The organism is Kitasatospora sp. NPDC041988, assembly GCF_055588525.1.
Genome location: NZ_JBVJCO010000043.1, coordinates 1 through 2,832, shown reverse-complemented (window position 1 = coordinate 2,832; position 2,832 = coordinate 1). Strand labels below are relative to the sequence as shown.

Sequence of the window (2,832 nt, the reverse complement as noted above, 5' to 3'; positions counted from 1 at the left end):
TTTCTGCTTTCGGTTTTTCGGGGGGGTTGGTGGGTGGTTCCTCCCCCCGGCAGGAGGCTGTGGGTTTTCTTTTTTTTGGGCCGCAGGGGTGCTGGCCCAACCCGCCCCCCCTTTTCGTGGCGCCGTGCTGCCGGTTCGTTCCCCGGAACCACCCGCTTGCGAAGGACCTTCACCGTGCGATTTCCCACGCTCCGCACCCCCGCCGGCCCCGTCCCGGCCGCCGCGCCCGCCTGGAACCCGCAGCGCGGCAGCGCCATGCCGCACCACCGCTACCGGCCCGCCCACGAACGCGTTCCGCTGGTCTGCGGCGAGCCGCGGGAGTGGCCCTCGCGCCGGATCGAGCAGGCCCCGCTCTGGGTGCCCGTCGACCTGCGCGACGGCAACCAGGCGCTGGCCGAGCCGATGGACCCGGCGCGCAAACAGCGGATGTTCGACCTCTTCCTGGCCATGGGCTTCAAGGAGATCGAGGTCGGCTACCCCTCCGCCAGCCGCACCGACTTCGACTTCGTCCGCCGGCTGGCCACCACCCCCGGCGCCGTTCCCGAGGACGTCACCATCGTCGTCTTCACCGCCGCCCGCGAGGACCTGATCGACCGCACCTTCGAGTCCGTCGAAGGCCTGCCCCGGGTCGTCGTCCACCTCTACACCGCCACCGCCCCGGCCTGGCGCGACGTCGTCCTCGGCCGTACCCGCGACGAGGTCCGCGCCCTGATCACGGCGGCCGCCGGGCACATGGCCCGGCGGGCCGGCGACCGCCCCGGCCTGCGCTTCGAGTTCTCGCCCGAGGTGTTCAACCTGACCGAGCCGGACTACGTCCTGGAGGTCTGCAACGGCGTCACCGAACTCTGGGACGCCGGCCCCGACCGCCCGGTCATCCACAACCTGCCCGCCACCGTGGAGATCGCCACCCCCAACGTCTACGCCGACCAGATCGAGTACATGCACCGTCACCTGGCCCGGCGCGAGGCGGTGATCCTCTCCGTCCACCCGCACAACGACCGCGGCACCGGCGTCGCCTGCGCCGAACTCGCCGTCCTGGCCGGCGCCCAGCGGGTCGAGGGCTGCCTGTTCGGCAACGGCGAGCGGACCGGCAACGTCGACCTGGTGACGCTCGCCCTCAATCTGCACACCCAGGGCGTCGACCCGATGATCGACTTCTCCGACATCGACGAGATCCGCCGCACCGTCGAGCACTGCAACCGCCTGCCCGTGCACGAGCGCCACCCCTACGTCGGCGACCTCGTCCACACCGCCTTCTCCGGCACCCACCAGGACGCCATCAAGAAGGGGTTCGCCCACCACGCCAAGGTCGCGGCCGACCTGGGCGTGCCGGCGGCCCGGGCGCCGTGGTCCGTCCCCTACCTGCCGATCGACCCGGCCGACCTGGGGCGCGACTACGAGGCCGTGATCCGGGTCAACAGCCAGTCCGGCAAGGGCGGCATCGCCTACCTGCTGCAGACCGGGCACGGGCTCGACCTGCCGCGGCGCCTGCAGATCGAGTTCTCCCGGGTGGTCCAGGAGTCGGCCGACGACAGCGGGAGCGAGGTGACGGCCGAGGACCTGTACGCGCTGTTCCGGGCTACCTACCTGGACGCCGCGGCGGACGTCGCGTGGCGCACCGGGGAGGAGGGTGGCCGCCACTGGGCGCAGGTCGGTCCGCACCGGGGGGAGGGCAACGGCCCGCTGGACGCCGTCACCGCTGCCCTGCGCGCCTCCGGAACCGCCGTCGACATCCTCCAGTTCACCGAGCACGCCGTCCGCACCGGCCCCGACAGCGACGCCGTCGCCTACGTCGAGGCGCGGGTCGCGGGAGAAGTGGTCTGGGGCGTCGGGCGGGACTCCTCCGTCCTCACCGCCGGCGTACGGGCCGTGCTGAGCGCCGTCGGCCGCGGGGCGGCGGCCGGCCGGGGGAGGATGCCGGTATGACGTCCGCCCTTCCCGATCTCCCCGCCCGCAGCCAGGCCGTCGCCGACGCACTCGCGGCGGCCGGCCTGCCCGGCGAGATCCGCCTCCTGCCCGACTCCGCCCGCACCGCCGCCGAAGCCGCCGCCGCACTCGGCTGCGAGGTCGGCGCCATCGCCAACAGCCTGGTCTTCCGGTGCGAGGACGCGCCCCTGCTGGTCATGACCAGCGGCGCCCACCGCGTCGACACCGCATACCTGGCACGGGAGTTGGGCACCGGCCCGATCACCCGGGCGTCCGCCGCCCAGGTCCGCGAGGCCACCGGCCAGGCCATCGGCGGCGTCGCGCCGGCCGGCCACCCGGCCCCGCTGCGCACCGTGGTCGACGTGGCGCTGGCCGGGTACGAGGTGCTCTGGGCCGCCGCGGGACACCCGCACACCGTGGTCCCGATGACCTACGACGAACTGCTCCGGCTCACCGGCGGCACGCCGTCGGCGGTGGTGGCCGAGTAGCCGGGCGCCGGCGACTGGCGTCCCCGGCGTCAGAGGCCGGCCGAGGGGCTCGATTTCGTCTTTCGATCACCCGCTGATAGTTTCTTCCTCGTCGGCGGGACAAGATCACGGAAGTGATCGGGAGCCCGGCCGGTCAGGCGTCGGTGGTGCAGTGGTAGCACGCCCGCTTTCAGCGGGAAGGGTTCGTTCGATTCGGGCCCGGCGCTCGATTCAGGAGGGGCGGGAGTCATGGACTCCTGCCCCTCCTGACGTTCCAAGTCAGGGTGCGCGGCGCCTCGCACAGCGCGGGCTGACGGCGAGGGCGGAAACGGGGGGGGGGGGGGGCGCGGGGGGGGGAGGGGGGGTCCCCGAGGGGGCAGTGCCGAAAAACACGGCCCAACGGAACCTTTCGGACGGTAGCGGGTCGACCTCTTTCCTG

Annotated in this window: 2 protein-coding genes and 1 tRNA gene; all 3 read left to right on the top strand. The window is 73.2% G+C overall.

Annotated elements, in window-relative coordinates; translation table 11 throughout:
• The first annotated feature begins 255 nt into the window (after positions 1–255).
• The 3 genes from ACZ6NC_RS32190 (at position 256) to ACZ6NC_RS32180 (ending at position 2,620) form a co-directional block, all read left to right on the top strand.
• Positions 256–1,926: a 2-isopropylmalate synthase gene (locus ACZ6NC_RS32190; protein WP_465737447.1), complete on the top strand. Its 1,671-nt coding sequence runs from the start codon at positions 256–258 to the stop codon at positions 1,924–1,926.
• Entirely contained in the window at positions 1,923–2,414 is a 492-nt protein-coding gene (locus ACZ6NC_RS32185) for a YbaK/EbsC family protein (RefSeq protein WP_465737388.1), read from the top strand. The genes ACZ6NC_RS32190 and ACZ6NC_RS32185 overlap by 4 nt, the downstream gene beginning before the upstream one ends.
• A gap of 137 nt (positions 2,415–2,551) precedes the next feature.
• Positions 2,552–2,620, top strand: a tRNA-Glu gene (locus ACZ6NC_RS32180).
• Positions 2,621–2,832 lie beyond the last annotated feature (212 nt).

Excerpts from the sequence above, each read along its gene's own strand:
- ACZ6NC_RS32190 (WP_465737447.1), top strand. The coding sequence starts at position 256 with ATGCCGCACCACCGCTACCGGCCCGCCCACGAACGCGTTCCGCTGGTC.
- ACZ6NC_RS32185 (WP_465737388.1), top strand. The coding sequence starts at position 1,923 with ATGACGTCCGCCCTTCCCGATCTCCCCGCCCGCAGCCAGGCCGTCGCC.